Raw genomic sequence first — 16,039 nt, forward strand, 5'->3', positions numbered from 1 at the left:
GGCGCCGCTCGGCGCGGCCGACGGGCCGGGGCCACTCGGCCCGTCGCACCCGGCGAGCAGCAGCGCGAAGAGGCCGAACACCGTGATCACCCGTCGGACGGACACCATTCGATGCTAGCCACCAGAGGTCAGCCGCGGTGGCCCCGCGCGAGCCGCGTCAGGTGCTCAGACGGACGGCTGCTGCGACACCTCGCCACCGGCGGTCTCGGCGAGGATCCGCTCGGCAACCTCTTTCATGGTCATCCGGTGGTCCATCGCGGTGCGCTGGATCCACTTGAACGCCTGCGGCTCGGTCATCCCGTACGTGGTCATCAGCGCGCCCTTGGCGCGCTCCACCGACTTACGGATCTCCAGCCGGTCGGTCAGGCTCGCGACCTCCGCCTCCAGGGCCGCGACCTCGGAGTAGCGCGACAGCGCGATCTCCACCGCCGGGACCAGGTCGCTCTTCTGGAACGGCTTCACGAGGTACGCCATCGCGCCCGCCGCGCGGGCCCGCTCCACCAGGTCACGCTGGCTGAACGCGGTCAAGATGATCACCGGGGCGATCCGGGCGCCGGCGATGCGCTCGGCGGCGGCCAGCCCATCCATGATCGGCATCTTGATGTCGAGGATGACCAGGTCGGGCTTCAGCTCCTCGGCGAGGCGGACGGCTGTCTCGCCGTCACCGGCCTCCCCCACCACCTCATAACCCTCTTCGACAAGCATCTCGGCGAGGTCCAGCCGGATCAGCGCCTCGTCCTCGGCGATCAGTACGCGCCTGCGCTCGGCATCCGTCGGCGTCTCAGCCACCAGCCCTACCCCCACCAGTCATAAGCCGACACCAACCCGACCGGGTGTCGCCGCCCTCAGCGTAGTAGGTAACCTATGGGAGGCCACCAGAGCATTCGGCCAAGCGTCCCCGTATTCCAACCGGCAGAGAAGCGGAGCTCAAACCTCCGACAGTGTGGGTTCGAATCCCACCGGGGGCACCAAAAGCGTCGTACGGCTGTTCCAAAATCGTCGTGTGCATCCACCCGAACTACTCATTCGTGCGCGGCAGCAGCACCTCGCCGGCAGTACGGTCGCCGAGGTCGCCAGACGTCTAAGACTTCCGTACGCGACGGTCAGGGGCTGGTGCAAGCACCAGGTCGAGCCGAGAAGGTCCGGCAGCGAGCTTCGTTGCTTTCGCTGCCGGCCCGAGGTCGAGAATCAGACAGATCCGTCTGCGTACCTCTACCTGCTCGGTCTCTACCTGGGCGACGGGCATCTCGTCACCTCCGCACGGGTACCGGTGCTGCGCATCGCTTGCAGCAGTAGTTGGCCGGGCTTGATCGAGGCGTGCGACGCCAGCATGCGGCAGGTGCTCGCGGCGAAGGTCCAGCGCGTCCAGCAGCCTGGTTGCGTCAGCGTGCAGAGCTCCGGCAAGCACTGGCCATGCCTGCTTCCCCAGCATGGTCCCGGCAAGAAGCACGAACGTCCGATCATTCTCGCCGGTTGGCAACGGGACATCGTCGCAAGGCATCCGGGTGACTTCCTCCGCGGCTTGTTCCACTCCGACGGCTGTCGGTTCGCCAACCGGGTGACAGTGCGCGGCAAGGCGTACGTCTATCCGCGTTACATGTTCGTCAACGAGTCGACAGACATCATGGGGCTGTGCCAGTGGGGCCTCGACCTGCTCGGCGTCGCCTGGCGGATGAACCGGCGCAACTCGCTGTCGGTGGCCCGGCGCGACGCGGTCGCCACGCTGGACGGCCACGTCGGCCCGAAGTCCTGACCGATACGGCGCGGATCACGCCGACCGTGGCAGCCTGGCGGACGCGCGGGCGGATGGCCGGTGACAGTGGGCGGCGACAGGGGTGGGATCTGATGCGGGTGGTCATCTTCGGTGCGACAGGCATGGTCGGCCAGGGTGTGTTGCGGGAGGCCGGCTGCTCGCCGAGGATGTGCGGGAGGTGCTCACCGTCGGTCGCCGGCCGACCGGTCGGCGAGATCCGAAGCTGCGGGAGCTGACCGTCGCGGACGTGGGCGAGTTGGCGTCGGTGCGCGCCGAGTTGACCGGTGTGGACGCGTGTTTCTACTGCCTTGGCGTGTCCTCGCTGGGTCTGGACGAGGCCGCGTACACCCGGGTCAGTTACGACTACCCGCTCGCGGCGGCGCGGTTGCTGGCCGAGGTCAGCCCGCAGGTCACCTTCGTCTACGTCTCGGGGGTCGGGACGGACTCGTCGGGTCGGGGTCGGGTGATGTGGGCGCGGGTCAAGGGCCGCACCGAGAACGAGATCATGGATCTGCTGCCCAACGGCTACGCGGCACGGCCGGGGTTCATCCAGCCGACCCACGGGGCGGTGTCGCGGACCCGCGGGTACCGGATCGGGTACGCGGTGACGCGTCCGCTGTTCCCGGTGCTGCGTCGGTTGCTGCCGAACCAGGTCACCACTACCGACGGGATCGGTCGGGCGATGCTGCGGGTGGCGCGGCAGGGCTCGCCGACCCGGGTGTTGGGCAACCGAGAGCTGCGCTGATCAGGCGATCGTGTCGAGCGCGCGGGCGAGGTCGGCGCGCAGGTCCTCGAAGTCCTCCAGGCCGACCGAGAGGCGCAGCAGGGCGGTGGCGGGTTTCGCGTCGCTCTCGACGGGCCGGTGGGTGAGCGAGGCCGGGTGCTGGATGAGGGTGTCCACGCCGCCGAGGGAGACCGCGTGGGTGATGAGGTGACAGGCACCGGCGACGGTGGCCGCGGCGGGCGCGCCGCCGCGTACCTCGAAGGCGAGCAGGCTGCCGGGCCCGGCCATCTGCCGGCCGACGAGCGCCGCCGGGTCGTGCACCGAGGGGTGGTGCACCAGTTGTACGGCGGGATGGCCGGCGAGCCAGCCGGCCAGTTTCTCGGCGCTGGCCTGCTGGGCGCGGACCCGCAGCGGCAGGGTTTGCAGGCCGCGGTGCAGCAGGTAGCCGCCGAGCGGGTGCAGCACCGCGCCGGTGACCGCGCGGACCTGACGGAGTCGCACGGCCCAGTCGCCGTCGCAGGCGACGACCCCGGCGAGCACGTCGCCGTGCCCGCCGATGCTCTTGGTGGCGCTGTGCAGGACCAGGGCGGCGCCGTGTCGGGCGGGTTGTTGCAGCACCGGGGTGGCCACGGTGTTGTCGACCAGCAGCGGGACGTCGCCGGCCTCGGCGGCGAGGGCGGCGATGTCGACCAGGTCGAGTGTGGGGTTGGCGGGTGTCTCGGCGATGACCAGCGCGGTGTCGGGGCGGATGGCGGCGGCCACCTCGCCGGGGCGCGCCCAGCTGACGGTGGTGCCGAGCAGACCGGTGGCGAGGACGTGGTCGGTGCCGCCGTACAGGGGCCGGACGGCGACGACGTGCCGGTGGTCGTCGCGGGCGGCGGCGAGCACTGTCGCGGTGAGGGCGGCCATTCCACTGGCGAAGGCGACGGCCTGGGCGGTGCCCTCCAGTTCGGCGAGGGCGCTCTCGAACCGGGCGACGGTCGGGTTCCAGAGCCGCTGGTAGACGGCCCCGCCCTCGGCGGGCAGGGTGCCGCCGGTGGCGAGCTGCTCGTACGCGGCGCCGCCGTCGTCGACCGAGGGCAGCGGGTTGGTGGTGGACAAATCGATGGGTGGTACGTGCACGCCGAGCGCGCGCAGGTCGTCGCGGCCGGCGTGTACGGCCCGGGTGTCCACCGTCGTCATGGCGGTAGCCTCGAACATCAGGCGGATCAGATGCAACAGATGGGTGGATGATTCTGTGAAGTGGGCTGGTTTCCGCGCTGAATTCGGGCGAGGATGACGGTATGCCCCCTGAGCCGAATGATGTGCGGCCCTGCCCGCCGCTGGACGAGGTGGACCGCGCGATCCTGGCCGAGTTGGCCGCGGATGGCCGGCTGCCGAACAACGCGCTCGCCGAGCGGGTGGGCGTGGCCCCGTCGACCTGTCTGACCCGCACCCGGGCGCTGCGCGAGCGCGGGGCCATCCGCGGTTTTCACGCCGAGGTGGACCCGGCCGCGCTCGGCCTGCCGTTGCAGGCGCTGGTGTCGGTGCGGCTGACCGCGCACGAGCGGGCGGCGGTGGACGCCTTCCGGGCCCGGTCGGTGCGACTGCCGGGAGTGGTGTCGGTGTTCCACGTGGCTGGCGCGGAGGACTACGTGCTGCACGTGCGGGCGGCGTCGGGTGACGCGTTGCGGGACTTCGTGCTGGACCATCTCGCGGTCGACCCGGTGGTGCAGCACACCCAGACCAGCCTGATCTTCGAGCAGGCGCGCGGGATGGGCTGACCGGCGGGCGGAATGAACGGGCAGGCCAGCGAGTTGGCACCACGTGTGATCACCGTACCGTTGTCTGTTCTTGATCTTGCCCCGGTCGCCAAGGGCACCACTGTCGGCGCGGCCCTGGCGGCCACCACAGAGCTGGCCCGACGCACCGAGGAGCTGGGCTACCGCCGGTTCTGGGTGGCCGAGCACCACAACATGCCGGCGATCGCCAGCTCGGCCCCAGCGGTGCTGCTGGCGCACCTGGCCGCCAACACCTCGACGATCCGGCTCGGTTCGGGCGGGGTGATGCTGCCCAACCACGCGCCGCTGGTGGTCGCCGAGCAGTTCGGCACCCTGGAGGCGCTGCACCCGGGCCGGATCGACCTGGGCATCGGCCGCGCCCCGGGCACCGACCAGGTGACCGCGCTGGCGTTGCGACGCACCATGGAGGGCCTGTCCGCGGAGCACTTTCCCCGCGAGTTGGCGGACCTGATGAACTACTTCAGCGGCGAGAAGCCGGGGCAGATCATCGCCATGCCTGGTCTGGGCGCGCAGCCGGCCGTGTGGCTGCTGGGCTCCAGCGGTTTCAGCGCCCAGCTCGCCGGCCTGCTCGGCCTGCCGTTCTCCTTCGCCCACCACTTCAGCTCGGCGAACACCCTGCCGGCGCTGGCCCTGTACCGGCAGAACTTCCGGCCGTCGCAGTGGTTGGACAAGCCGTACGCGATGGTGGCGGTCAACGCGGTGTGCGCGGAGACCGACGAGCGGGCCGAGTGGTTGGCCGGGCCGAGCGCGCTGTCGTTTTTGAAGTTGCGCTCCGGACGCCCCGAGCCGCTGTCGACCCCCGACGAGGCGGCCGCGTACCCGTACTCCGAGGTCGAGCGGGAGTTCGTCCTGGCACGCCGCGACGGCCAGGCGATGGGCTCCCCGGAGACGGTGCGCCGGCAGCTCACCGAGTTGCAGGAGCGCACCGGCGCGGACGAGCTGATGCTGACCACGCTGGTGTACGACGTGAAGGACCGGGTGCGGTCGTACGAGCTGATCGCCGAGCAGGTGGCGGGCGGTCTGCGCCAGCCGGCGTGAAACACGATCTTCACGTCAGCGTCACCCCACCGACCCGGACGGTCCCTAATGTTGGTGCCGGTGGTGGTACGGCATTCCCGGTCGGGACGGGTTGGGAATGCCGCGGTGTGGCGCACCGGGCCGGAGCTGAGCGGATTCCGCGGCTGCGGCCCGGTGCCTGCCACCCTGGGCGACCCCGTTCGGGCCCGCCCAGGATCGACTCACCGTAGGTGGATGTCCGGCGTGGGCGGGTTGGCCATCCCGTTGCCGATGAAGAAGCCCGGGTGTGGTGGCTGGTTGTAGGCGGTGTTCTGCCAGGCGACCGCGACCCGATACTGCGGGTCGTGCATCAGGGTGTAGATCCTGGTGCTGGTCGGGGTGGGTGTGCTGTAGATGCGCAACGCCCGGCTGTCGGTGGTTCGCCAGATCACCTCCTCGCGCCAGTCGCCCAGGATGTCGCCGGAGAGCGCCGGGGTGGACTTGGTGCCGTTGTTGGACGCCACCCCACTGCCGTCGAGCAACCGGGTCTCGCCGCCGGTGCCGTACTTGTCGATCTTTGTGGCGTCGAGCAGTTCCCGCACCGGGTCGCCGTCCCACCAGGCAAGGAAGTTGGCCGAGGACGGCTTGCGGCCGACGTTCTGCCCTCTCGGGTTGGCCAGTCCGGCGACCGCTGACGACCACGACTCGGCGCCGGGGCTGCCCGCCCAGATGTCCGCGGACACGCCCCGGCCGTTGTCGCCGGAAGCCGGCGTGGACCAGAGCACCTGACCGGTACGGGCGTCGGCGAACCAGGAGCTGGGCTTGCTGGCATCCTCGTCGACCTTGAACACCTCCAGGCCGGTGCGGCCCGGGTCCAGGTCCCCGACGTGCAGGGCGTCGCCGTGGCCGTTGCCCGTCGAGTACAGCAGCCGGCCGTTGTCGTCGATGGTGGCGGCGCCGTACACGATCTCCTGGCGGCCGTCACGTCGACGTCCGCGACGGAGAGCTGATGGTTGCCCTGACCGGCGGCGGCACCGTTGCCGGGCGAGTTCGAGTCGAACGTCCAGCGCTTGGTCAGCGTGCCGTTGCGGAAGTCCCAGGCCGCGATCACCGCGCGGGTGTAGTACCCCCGGGCCATGATCAGCGAGGGGCGCTGCCCGTCCAGGTACGCGGTGCCGGCCAGGAACCGGTCCACCCGGTTGCCGTACGAGTCGCCCCAGGACGACACGGTGCCGCGCGCCGGGTCGTAGTTGACGGTGGAGAGCACCGCGCCGGTCTGACCGTCGAACATGGTCAGGTACTCCGGGCCGGACAGCACGTAACCGCTGGAGTTGCGGTAGTCCGCCGACGCGGAGCCGATGACCTGACCGGTACCGGAGCGGGTGCCGTCGGCGGTCTTCATGGCCACCTCGGCCCTGCCGTCGCCGTCGTAGTCGTACACCTGGAACTGGGTGTAGTGCGCGCCGGCCCGGATGTTGCGGCCCAGGTCGATCCGCCACAACCGGGTGCCGGTGAGGGTGTACGCGTCGACGTAGACGTTGCCGGTGTAGCCGGACTGGGAGTTGTCCTTCGCGTTCGACGGGTCCCACTTGAGCACTACCTCGTAGCTGCCGTCGCCGTTCAGGTCACCGACCGAGGCGTCGTTGGCGCTGTAGGAGTAGCTCTCCCCGCTGGGGGTGCTGCCACCGGCCGGGACCTGCAACGGCACGTCCAGGTAGCCCGCGCCGAACTGCAACGCCGGTGCCGACGCCGCCTGCTCGACGCCGCCCACCACGGCCCGCACCGTGTACGCCGACCCGGCCGCCGCGCCGCTGTCGAGGTAGTTGGTGGCCCCGGTGATCGGGCTGGCGTTGACCCTGGTGGAGCCTCGGTACAGGTTGAACGCCACCCCGGAGGTCTCGGTGCCGAGCAGCCGCCAGGAGACCAGGTTGCCGCTGCCGGAGCGGACACTGATCAGCCCGCGGTCCAGGTTCTCCATCTGCACCACCCCGCTCGACGAGGGCGGCGTGGTCGGCGGCGGGGTGGTGGGCGGCGGGGTGGTCGGCTCCTCGGTGGGCGGGGCGCCGGTGCAGCTGGTGCCGTTGAGCGCGAAGCCGCTCGGCACCGGGTTGCTGCCCGTCCACGAACCGTTGAAGCCGAACGACGCGCTGCCGTTCGTGCCGATGCTGGCGTTGTGGTCGGCGTTGCGCGCGGTGACCTGGGCGCCGGACTGCGTGACAGTGGCGTTCCACGCCTGGGTGACCTGTTGGCCCGCGGCGTACGACCAGGTCAGAGTCCACCCGTTGACCGGGTCGCCGAGGTTGGTGACGGTGACGTTGGTGCCGAAGCCGCCCTGCCACTGGTTCGTGATCTGGTAGTCGACCCGACAGCCGACGGCGGCGGCCGAGGCGGCGACCGTGCCGAGGGTGCCGGCCACGACGGCGGTCGCCGTCGTGGCGGCGAGCAGGAACAACCGATGTCTGGACGGGTGCATGGACTGCCTCCGAGAATCCGGTGGTGATCGCTGCGGCCCACCGGCCGGCCCGGGAAGCACAGTGGACCGATCCTGCCGCGACGGCGGCGGACGGCGATCTGATCGGGGTGGAACGCCCTGGAACTCACGGATCCGACTCACCGCGCATCGTAAGGCAAGCGCTTTCCGGCGCGCAACATCGACGGTTGTCGCTGGCTGGCGGCTCCGCCTCTTGTCTCGACGATCGCTTCCTGATCAACTCGTACGGGTGAGCGCCCACCACATGGACCCCGCGGAGTTCCGTCGCGCCGGCCACGCCGTCGTCGACTGGATCGCTGACTACTGGACGACAGTGGAGCAACGACCGGTCGCTCCGGCAGATCCGCCCGGTACGGTCGCCGCCGCCCTCCCCACCGCTCCGCCCACCACCGGCGGTGAACCGGTCGAGGCGGTCCTCGCCGACCTGGACTCGATAGTCGTGCCCGGGCTGACCCACTGGCAGCACCCCGGCTTCTTCGGCTACTTCCCGGCCAACACCTCCGGCCCGAGCGTGCTCGGCGACCTGGTCAGCGCCGGACTCGGCGTGCAGGGCATGCTCTGGGCCACCAGCCCCGCCTGCACCGAACTGGAGACGGTGCTGATGGACTGGCTGGCCCACCTGCTGGAGTTGCCGGAACGGTTCCGGTCGACCGGCAGCGGCGGTGGGGTCATCCAGGACTCGGCCTCCTCGGCGACGCTGGTGGCCACCCTGGCCGCACTGCACCGGGCCAGCGCGGGCCGCTGGCGGGACACCGGCATCGACCGGCGCTACCGGGCGTACACCTCCACGCTCGGGCACTCCTCCATCGAGAAGGCGGTGCGGATCGCCGGGCTGGGCAGCGACGGGGTCCGGTCGATCGAGGTCGACCCGGACACCCAGGCGCTACTGCCGGGCGCGCTCCGCGCGGCGATCGAAGCCGACCTGGCCGCCGGTGACGTGCCGGCCATCGTGGTGGCGACCATCGGCACCACCTCCACCACCTCCGTCGACCCGCTGCCCGAGATCGGGGCGATCTGCGCCGAGTACGGCATCTGGCTGCACGTGGACGCCGCGTACGCGGGCGCCGCCGCCGTCTGCCCCGAACTGCGGTGGTCGCACGCCGGCCTGGAGTACGCCGACTCGTACTGCTTCGATCCGCACAAGTGGCTGCTCACCGGCTTCGACTGCGACGCCTTCTGGGTAGCCGACCGGACCGAGCTGGTCGAGGCACTGACCGTGCTGCCGGAGTACCTGCGCAACGCCGCCTCGGAGTCCGGCGCGGTGATCGACTACCGGGACTGGCAGGTGCCGCTGGGCCGCCGGTTCCGCGCCCTGAAGCTGTGGTTCGTGCTGCGCTGGTACGGCGTCGAAGGGCTGCGGGCGCACATCCGCTCCGGAGTGGCGCTGGCCGCGCGGTTCGCCGAGCGGGTCCGCGCCGACGACCGGTTCGAGTTGGCGGCGGCGCACCCGTTCTCCCTGGTCTGCTTCCGACTACGCGCCGACGACGACACCAACGCGGCCTTGCTGGCCTCGGTCAACGCCACCGGGCGGGTGCACCTGACCCACACCCGCGTCGCCGGCCGCTACACGCTACGGCTGGCGGTCGGCTCGCCGCAGACCACCGAACGGCACATCGACGCGGCCTGGACCCTGCTCTCCGAGGCGGCCGACGCCCTGCCCATCCCCTAGCCCTCGCCGCCCGCCCGCGGCGGTCAAGGTGGCCCTCGATCCAGGATGCAGTGGTCACGTAGCCCGGGGAAGGCCACTCGACCCAGGATGTTGCGCGATCTCGCGGCACCCAGGACGGCACAGCCCGACCGGACGGGGCAGGACGTGCAGGGCGGGGCAGGGCGGGGCCGGACGGGTGGCGGCGAGCCGGGACGGCCGACGGCAAGCCGGGAGAAGGTACCGCGACGGCGGGGCGGAGTGCGGTCAGTGTCGAGTGGACGTACCCGATGCGGCCAGACCGGCCGGGACGTCGCTGGCAGTGGCGGCGACAGCGGGCTCGCCGGCCACGGGGAGAGCGTTCGCGCCCTCGGCGCGGGCTCGACGGGTGCGACGCAGCGCGCGGACGGCGAACACCAGCGCGGTCAGCCAGCCGGCGGCCAGCAGGGCGTACAGGGTGGGGCGGAGCGGACCGCCCAGTTCGGCGGAGCGGATCAGGGTGCGGGCGTTGGTCAGCACGATCACGCCGCCGACCGCCGCGCCGAGCAGCTGGGCGGGCACGATGCGCACCAGCCAGGCGGCCAGCGGGGCGGCGATGAGCCCGCCGATCAGCAGGGCGGCGACGGTGGGGAGGAGGAACCCCTCCGTACCCAGCCCGATCAGGAAACCGACGCTGGCGGCGCCGGCCACGACGAACTCGGCGGTGTCCACCGAACCGATCACCTTGCGGGGCTCCATCCGACCGGAGACCAGCAGCGCCGGGGTGGCCACCGGGCCCCACCCGCCGCCGCCGGTCGCGTCGACGAAGCCGGCGACCAGGCCCAGCGGGCCGAGGAACCGCCCACGTAGCCGCCCGCCGACCCGGCCGGTGCGCAGCGGTCGGGCGAAGCGCACCAGCAGGTACGTGCCGAGCGCGAAGAGGATGCCGGCCATCCACGGCCCGGCCGCCTCGGTGGAGATCGAGCTGAGCACTGTGGCGCCGAGGAAGGCGCCGATCGCGCCGGGCAGGGCGATGCGGGTCACCACCCGCCAGTCGACGTTGCCGAACCGCCAGTGCGCGACCCCGGCCGCGAGCGTGGTGCCGATCTCGGCCAGGTGCACCGACGCCGAGGCCGCGGCGGGCGCGACCCCGGCGACCAGCAGCAATGTGGACGAGGTCAGCCCGTAGGCCATACCGAGCGAACCATCGATCAACTGCGCGACGAGCCCGACCAGAGCGAGGACCAGTAGCTTGCGCACGAGCGCCCCCTGACTTTTCGGTATCTCCTATCGACTTGGTCGACAATGCGGCACGGGGCAGCCGCGGTCAAGCCCCCGATCGGTGGATGGGACGTCGCCGCCCAGCGCGCCCCGGCAGACCCACCAGCGACGCACCGCAGCCGTGCCCGACCAGGAAATGCCTCACCTCGATGAGATCCTGGACAGTTTCCGTCAGGCGTGAACGGAAACTGTCCAAGATCTCACCGGGAGGCCGCGGGAGGCCGGCGCTCAGATCCAGGCGCGCGGATCGGCGGCCAGCTCGGTGACGCGCGCGGGCAGGGTGCCCGCCGCCACGTCGGCGACGCTCACCAGCTCCAGGATCTCCCGCTCGCTGGCCCGCAGTGCGATCCAGACCTCCTGGAGCGCACGGGCCGGCCCGTGGTAGCCGAGCTGTTCCGGGCGCTGCCCACGCACGTGCGCGAGCGGCCCGTCGATCACCCGGATCACCTCCGCGAGGGAGATCTCCTCGGCCGGGCGGGCCAGCCAGTAGCCGCCCTCCGGGCCACGCTGGGCGTGCACGATGCCGCCCCGACGCAGCTGGAGCAGGATGCTCTCCAGGAACTTCGGCGGGATCTCCTGGGCACGGGCGATCTGGTCGGCCGTGACCGGCCGGCCGCGCCCAGGGCCACTGGCCGTCGCGGCGAGCTCGGCGGCCGCGCGGAGGGCGTAGTCGACCCGGGCGGAGAGGCGCATGCCGGCAAGGTTAGCCGTTGGTCAACCGGGCGGGCGGCCGACCCTCGGCCGATCGGTCACGCATCGACGAAAATCCGCGGCCCCGCAGCTCGGAGACGAGCAGTGAAGTGCGCCATGATCCACGACGAGGTGGCGGCCGAAAAGCCGTTCCGGAGCGTCCTTATGCTGAGCGGGAGTACGACTGCCTGGCCGTTTACCCGACCGCCGGCAAGATATTGATAAACGCCCGGGCACCCTCGGGGGGAAGGCAACACGATGACCGATACCGCGACACGTACCTGGGATGGCATGACCATCCCGGTTGCCGGCACCTATCTTCTCGATCAGGCGCACAAGCGGATCGGTTTCCTGTCCCGGCACATGATGGTGAGCCCGGTACGCGGCGAGTTCGCCGAGGCCACAGCGCAGATCCGGGTGGCGGAGGACCCTCTGCACTCCGCGGTGACGGCCACCATCATCTCGGCCAGCATCACCACCGGGAGCATCGACCGGGACACCCACCTGAAGAGTGCCGACTTTCTCGACGTGGAGCGCCACCCCACCCTCGAATATCGAAGCACCGGCGTTAAATGGCAGGGCAACGACAACCCGATATTCCAGTGGGCCCGACTGCGTAACCACCGGCTCGCCGGACGAGGCAGAAGTCACATTCTTCCGCCGCCGACCGATGGCACGCCCGATCGATTCGTCCTCACCGGCGAGTTGACCGTGAAGGGAATCACCCGGGCGGTCGACCTGACGGTGAATTTCGGCGGCGCTCGGCAGGATCCGTATGGGCAGAACATCTTCGGATTCAGCGCGACGGCCGAGATCAACCGCGAGGACTACGGCCTGCTCTGGAATGTCGCCCTGGAGAGCGGCGGGGTGCTGGTCGGCAGGACGGTGCAGATCGAGATCGCCGGCGAGGCCATCCACCAGGCCTGACCAGGAGGCCTCAGGCGCCGACCCGGCGCAACAGACCCTCCTGGACGGCGCTGGCGATCTGCCGGCCGTCGGTGGTGAACATCCGGCCGGTGGCCAGCCCGCGCGCCCCGGACGCCGACGGGCTCAGGCAGTCGTAGAGGAACCACTCGTCGGCCCGGAACGGTCGGTGGAACCAGAGCGCGTGGTCCAGGCTCGCGCCGACCAGCCCGCCCGGCCCCCACACCTCGCCGTGCGCGGAGAGCACCGAGTCCAGCAGGGTGAGGTCCGAGGCGTAGGTGAGCGCGCAGGCGTGCAGTAGCGGATCGTCGGGCAGCTTGCCGTCGATGCGCATCCAGACCCGCTGGTGCGGGTCGGCCGGCCGGTCGCCGGGGCGGACCCAGCCGGGCTCGCCCACGTAACGCACGTCGATCGGTCGTGGGATCTGGCCCCAGATGCCCAGCCGCTCCGGGTAGCGGGCGAGCCGGTCGGCCATCGTCGGCACGTCCTGCGGCGGGGGTACGTCCAGGGGGGCGGTGACCTGGTGGTCCAGGCCCTCCTCGGCCCGCTGGAACGACGCCGACATGAAGAAGATCGGCTTGCCGTGTTGCAGGGCGACCGAGCGGCGGACCGAGAAGGACCGCCCGTCGCGGATGTTCTCCACCTCGTACGCGATCGGCTCGGCCGGGTCGCCGGGGCGGACGAAGTAGCCGTGCAGCGAGTGCACGAACCGCTCCGGGTCGACAGTGCGGCCGGCGGCGACCAGGGCCTGACCGGCAACCTGGCCGCCGTACACCCGTTGCGGGCCGACCGGGGGGCTCATCCCCCGGAAGGCCATGTTCCCGGTCGAGTCGAGGTCCAGCACCTCCAGCAGCTGGTCCACCGCCGCCTGGCCGACCGCGACCCGACCGTCGCTCACTGCAGCGCCCGCGCCGACGCCGCGTCGACCAGCGAGCCGAGCTGGTGCACGCGCAGGGTGTTGGTCGAGCCGGGGGTGCCGGGCGGGCTGCCCGCCACGATCACCACGTAGTCACCGGGGTTGGCCCGGTTGAGGCCGAGCAGCGCCTGGTCGACCTGACGGAACATGTCGTCGGTGTGCTGCACGAACGGCATCAGGAAGGTCTCCACGCCCCAGGTGAGGGCGAGCTGGTCGCGCACCTCGGGGACCGGGGTGAAGGCCAGCAGCGGCAGGTCGCAGTGCAGGCGGGACAGCCGCCGCACGGTGTCACCGGTCTGCGAGAAGGCGACCAGCGCCTTGGCGTTGATGGCCCGGGCGATCGACGAGGCGGCCACGGTGAGCGCGCCACCGTGGGTACGCGGGTCGTGCTGCAGCCGCGGCACCCCGATCGAGCCGGACTCGGTGGTCGTGATGATCTTGGCCATGGTGCTGACGGTCAGCACCGGATACTTGCCGACGCTGGTCTCGCCGGAGAGCATCACCGCGTCCGCGCCGTCGAGCACCGCGTTGGCGACGTCGGAGGCCTCCGCCCGGGTGGGGCGGGAGTTCTCGATCATCGAGTCGAGCATCTGGGTCGCGACGATGACCGGCTTGGCGTTCTCCCGGCACAGCTGCACGGCGCGCTTCTGAACGAGCGGGACCTGGTCCAGCGGCATCTCGACACCGAGGTCGCCGCGGGCGACCATGACGCCGTCGAAGGCCAGCACGATGGCCTCCAGCTCGTCCACCGCCTCCGGCTTCTCGACCTTGGCCAGCACCGGGCGGAACACGCCCTCCTCGGCCATGATGCCGTGCACGAGCTTGATGTCCTCGGCCGAGCGGACGAAGGAGAGCGCGACCAGGTCGACGCCGAGCCCGAGGGAGAAACGCAGGTCCTCGGCGTCCTTCTCCGACATGGCGGGCACGCTGACCGCCACGTTCGGCAGCGAGACGCCCTTGTTGTTGGAGACCGGGCCACCCTCGGTGACCAGGACGCGGATGTCGTTGCCGGTGACGTCGGTGACCTCGACGGCGACCCGACCGTCGTCGATCAGCAGCCGGTCGCCGGGCTTCACCTCGTGCGGCAGCTTCTGGTAGGTGCAGGAGACCCGCTCCCTGGTGCCGAGGATGTCGTCGCCGGTGATCACGACCGAGTCACCGGTGCGCCACTCGTGCGGGCCGTCGGCGAACCGACCGAGCCGGATCTTGGGGCCCTGCAGGTCGGCGAGGACGGCCACCGGCTTACCCGCCGCCTCGGACGCCTCCCGGACCAGTCGATAGACCGCCTCGTGGTCGGCGTGACTGCCGTGGCTGAAGTTGAGCCTCGCCACGTTCATGCCGGCCTCGACAAGACCCCGAATGCGCTCCGGGGACGAGGTGGCGGGACCAAGAGTGCAGACGATCTTCGCGCGGCGTGTCACGCCCATCAGGCTAGTCTCTCCTTCAGGTCGGACTCGTGGCCGACCCCTTGCAGGCAGCGGAACAAATGTCCAACGACGCGCGGTGCGCGTCGGGCCGGCGGGCGGAACCGCACCGGGAACGTGGTGGCGACGGGCATCAGCGACCGCGCGCCGGGAATCGTACGCCTCCGGCGGGGGGCGGTGTCGGGGTGCTCCCGGCGGCGGGTCACTCCGGGCGCACCGACGGCGGCAGGGTGGGCACCGCGTCGAGCAGGTCGCGGGGGTCGTAGCGGTGCTTGGCCCGGCGCAGCCGGGGCCAGTTCGCGCCGTAGGCGAGCCGGACCCGGTCGGTCTCCTCCGGGGCGAGCAGGTTGGGATAACCGCCGGGCAGGGCGTGTGCGGCGAGCGCCGCCGAGGTGCGCTCGGCCCACTCCCGGTGCGGGCGGTCCGGCTCGCCGGGCGCCCACCCCGCGATGATCTCGGTCAACAGGTGGTCGGTGCGCAGTCCGAATGCCGTGTCGGCGGTTCGGACCCGGCTGGCCGCCCCGTGGAAGTGGTGCACCGCCAGCGCGGAGAACGGTGAGCTGACCTGCCGGGCCGCGTCGACCAGGGCGTCCACCGCGCCGTCGGTGAGCGCGCTCAGCCACCGGGTACGCAGCAGATAGTGGTTACCGTCGACCATCCCGCCGTCGAACATCCCCAGCGCGTCCGGGTACGGCATGGGGTTGACCTGGTCGACCAGCGGGGTGCCCAGCGCGCGTAACCGGTCCAGCCACGGCGCCCCGGCGGCCAGGTCCGGGCCGCTGTAGAACGGGCAGACGAAGACCACCGGCTCGCCGGCCGGGCCGGGCAGGAAGCCGGCCATCACCGTCAACTCGTCCGGGGCCTCGGCGACCAGCGCGCGGTAGCCACGCAGCACGGTCGGCGCCTCGGCCAGCGAAACATGATCATGCCGGCCAGCACGCCGGGCAGCCGGTGCGCCCGGAAGCGCAGTTCGGTGGCGATGCCGAGGTTTCCACCGCCGCCGCGCAGCGCCCAGTACAGCTCGGCGTCGTGCCGGGGGTCGGCGGTGACCCGACGGCCGTCGGCGAGGACCACCTCCGCACCGAGCAGGTTGTCCACTGTCAGACCGAACCGGCCGCACAGCGGGCCGTACCCGCCGGCGAGGGTCAGCCCGGCCATGCCCACGTCCCGGACCACGCCGGTGGGCACCACCAGGTCGTACGGGCGGGCGGCGGCGAGCAGTTGGGCTCCGGTGGTGCCGCCGCCGACGGTGACCGTGGCCGCGGCCGGATCGACCCGCACGCGGTGCAGCCCGGTCAGGTCGAGCACCAGCCCGCCGTCGCGCAGCGCCCGGCCGGCCCAGTCGTGCCCGCCGGAGCGGACCGAGACGGGCAGGTGGCACCGGGCGGCGACGCGGACCGCCTCGGCCACCTCGTCGGCGACGCGGCAGTGCGCG

Annotated in this window: 14 protein-coding genes, 1 tRNA gene and 1 pseudogene; 7 read left to right on the forward strand and 9 right to left on the reverse strand. The window is 71.5% G+C overall.

What is annotated here, in order from left to right:
• Positions 1-165: 165 nt before the first annotated feature.
• The gene (locus JM949_RS24055) at positions 166-789 is read right to left on the reverse strand and encodes an ANTAR domain-containing response regulator (RefSeq protein ID WP_203150583.1); all 624 of its coding nucleotides are present in this window, start codon (positions 787-789) and stop codon (positions 166-168) included.
• A 105-nt stretch (positions 790-894) separates the two neighbouring features.
• On the opposite strand from JM949_RS24055, the gene JM949_RS24060 reads away from it, so the two are divergent.
• The 3 genes from JM949_RS24060 (at position 895) to JM949_RS24070 (ending at position 2,498) form a co-directional block, all read left to right on the forward strand.
• Positions 895-971 (forward strand) — tRNA-Leu (locus tag JM949_RS24060).
• Between the two features lie 32 nt (positions 972-1,003).
• Positions 1,004-1,753 (forward strand): transcriptional regulator, encoded by a 750-nt coding sequence (locus JM949_RS24065; RefSeq protein WP_203150584.1) that lies wholly within the window; start codon positions 1,004-1,006, stop codon positions 1,751-1,753.
• 178 nt (positions 1,754-1,931) lie between these two features.
• A complete protein-coding gene (locus JM949_RS24070) occupies positions 1,932-2,498 on the forward strand; it encodes a Rossmann-fold NAD(P)-binding domain-containing protein (protein WP_238433778.1) in 567 nt (188 codons plus the stop codon).
• Here JM949_RS24070 and JM949_RS24075 read toward each other — a convergent pair whose 3' ends face one another.
• Positions 2,499-3,677: a trans-sulfuration enzyme family protein gene (locus tag JM949_RS24075; RefSeq protein ID WP_203150585.1), complete on the reverse strand. Its 1,179-nt coding sequence runs from the start codon at positions 3,675-3,677 to the stop codon at positions 2,499-2,501.
• A gap of 83 nt (positions 3,678-3,760) precedes the next feature.
• On the opposite strand from JM949_RS24075, the gene JM949_RS24080 reads away from it, so the two are divergent.
• Positions 3,761-4,240, forward strand: a complete 480-nt coding sequence (locus JM949_RS24080; RefSeq protein ID WP_203150586.1) for an Lrp/AsnC family transcriptional regulator — start codon at positions 3,761-3,763, stop codon at positions 4,238-4,240.
• Between the two features lie 12 nt (positions 4,241-4,252).
• Entirely contained in the window at positions 4,253-5,296 is a 1,044-nt protein-coding gene (locus JM949_RS24085) for an LLM class flavin-dependent oxidoreductase (RefSeq protein ID WP_203150587.1), read from the forward strand.
• 200 nt (positions 5,297-5,496) lie between these two features.
• Here JM949_RS24085 and JM949_RS24090 read toward each other — a convergent pair.
• Positions 5,497-7,727: pseudogene (locus tag JM949_RS24090) on the reverse strand (rhamnogalacturonan lyase family protein).
• A gap of 247 nt (positions 7,728-7,974) precedes the next feature.
• Here JM949_RS24090 and JM949_RS24095 point away from each other — a divergent pair.
• Positions 7,975-9,414: a pyridoxal-dependent decarboxylase gene (locus JM949_RS24095; RefSeq protein WP_309232299.1), complete on the forward strand. Its 1,440-nt coding sequence runs from the start codon at positions 7,975-7,977 to the stop codon at positions 9,412-9,414.
• 243 nt (positions 9,415-9,657) lie between these two features.
• Here the strand turns inward: JM949_RS24095 and JM949_RS24100 are convergent, their stop codons facing one another.
• Both JM949_RS24100 and JM949_RS24105 read right to left on the reverse strand, forming a co-directional pair.
• Entirely contained in the window at positions 9,658-10,629 is a 972-nt protein-coding gene (locus tag JM949_RS24100; RefSeq protein ID WP_203150588.1) for a sulfite exporter TauE/SafE family protein, read from the reverse strand.
• A 249-nt stretch (positions 10,630-10,878) separates the two neighbouring features.
• Complete coding sequence (locus JM949_RS24105) at positions 10,879-11,343, reverse strand: RrF2 family transcriptional regulator (RefSeq protein WP_007462839.1); 465 nt, start codon at positions 11,341-11,343, stop codon at positions 10,879-10,881.
• A 288-nt stretch (positions 11,344-11,631) separates the two neighbouring features.
• Here JM949_RS24105 and JM949_RS24110 point away from each other — a divergent pair, with 288 nt between their 5' ends.
• Positions 11,632-12,267 (forward strand): YceI family protein, encoded by a 636-nt coding sequence (locus JM949_RS24110; RefSeq protein WP_407664812.1) that lies wholly within the window; start codon positions 11,632-11,634, stop codon positions 12,265-12,267.
• Between the two features lie 10 nt (positions 12,268-12,277).
• Here JM949_RS24110 and JM949_RS24115 read toward each other — a convergent pair whose 3' ends face one another.
• From JM949_RS24115 to JM949_RS24130, 4 genes are all read right to left on the reverse strand, one after another.
• On the reverse strand, positions 12,278-13,162 hold the full coding sequence (locus JM949_RS24115; RefSeq protein WP_203150590.1) for an acyl-CoA thioesterase: 885 nt from the start codon (positions 13,160-13,162) through the stop codon (positions 12,278-12,280).
• Positions 13,159-14,607 (reverse strand): pyruvate kinase, encoded by a 1,449-nt coding sequence (pyk, locus tag JM949_RS24120; RefSeq protein ID WP_203150591.1) that lies wholly within the window; start codon positions 14,605-14,607, stop codon positions 13,159-13,161. The genes JM949_RS24115 and pyk overlap by 4 nt, the downstream gene beginning before the upstream one ends.
• Positions 14,608-14,806: 199 nt before the next feature.
• Positions 14,807-15,499, reverse strand: coding sequence for a BBE domain-containing protein (locus JM949_RS24125; RefSeq protein ID WP_203150592.1), 693 nt, complete (start codon positions 15,497-15,499; stop codon positions 14,807-14,809).
• A partial coding sequence (locus JM949_RS24130; protein WP_203150593.1) for an FAD-binding oxidoreductase occupies positions 15,451-16,039 on the reverse strand: 589 nt, incomplete at its 5' end. The genes JM949_RS24130 and JM949_RS24125, both read right to left, overlap by 49 nt.

Origin of the sequence: Micromonospora tarensis, from assembly GCF_016803395.1 — a bacterium.
In the GTDB taxonomy this organism is placed as follows: domain Bacteria; phylum Actinomycetota; class Actinomycetes; order Mycobacteriales; family Micromonosporaceae; genus Micromonospora; species Micromonospora tarensis.

Excerpts from the sequence above, each read along its gene's own strand:
- pyk (WP_203150591.1), bottom strand. The coding sequence starts at position 14,607 with ATGGGCGTGACACGCCGCGCGAAGATCGTCTGCACTCTTGGTCCCGCC.
- JM949_RS24105 (WP_007462839.1), bottom strand. The coding sequence starts at position 11,343 with ATGCGCCTCTCCGCCCGGGTCGACTACGCCCTCCGCGCGGCCGCCGAG.
- JM949_RS24085 (WP_203150587.1), top strand. The coding sequence starts at position 4,253 with ATGAACGGGCAGGCCAGCGAGTTGGCACCACGTGTGATCACCGTACCG.
- JM949_RS24080 (WP_203150586.1), top strand. The coding sequence starts at position 3,761 with ATGCCCCCTGAGCCGAATGATGTGCGGCCCTGCCCGCCGCTGGACGAG.
- JM949_RS24110 (WP_407664812.1), top strand. The coding sequence starts at position 11,632 with ATGACCATCCCGGTTGCCGGCACCTATCTTCTCGATCAGGCGCACAAG.
- JM949_RS24075 (WP_203150585.1), bottom strand. The coding sequence starts at position 3,677 with ATGTTCGAGGCTACCGCCATGACGACGGTGGACACCCGGGCCGTACAC.